This window comes from Fructilactobacillus sp. X3R2C1, assembly GCF_059901235.1.
This window is the reverse complement of the sequence record NZ_JBWXVA010000055.1, coordinates 1-254: the sequence shown is the minus strand read 5'-3', so window position 1 is coordinate 254 and position 254 is coordinate 1. Positions and strand designations below refer to the sequence as shown.

Annotated in this window: 1 protein-coding gene; it reads right to left on the bottom strand. The window is 65.7% G+C overall.

Annotation, left to right across the window (positions count from 1 at the left end; all coding sequences use genetic code 11):
• A partial coding sequence (locus AC6UDB_RS07135; protein WP_500709570.1) for a hypothetical protein occupies positions 1 to 254 on the bottom strand: 254 nt, incomplete at both ends.

The window sequence follows — 254 nt, the reverse complement described above, 5'->3', positions numbered from 1 at the left end:
CCTCCAGAAACGGGTAGCGGCTGGCCAGTTCGTCGAGGCTGTCGATCACCGGCTGATACGGCATGGCTTCGTCCTGGGCAACCCGCAGCAGGGCTTCCTGGCCACGCATCAGCGCGAGCGCCCGGCCATCCAGGCGTTCGCACTGACGCAACAGTTCACGGGCATCTTCCAGCAAGGCCGTACCGTTTTCGGTCAGCCTGGGCTGGCGGCCGCTGCTGCGCTCGAACAAGGTGACGCCAAGGTCGGTTTCCAGC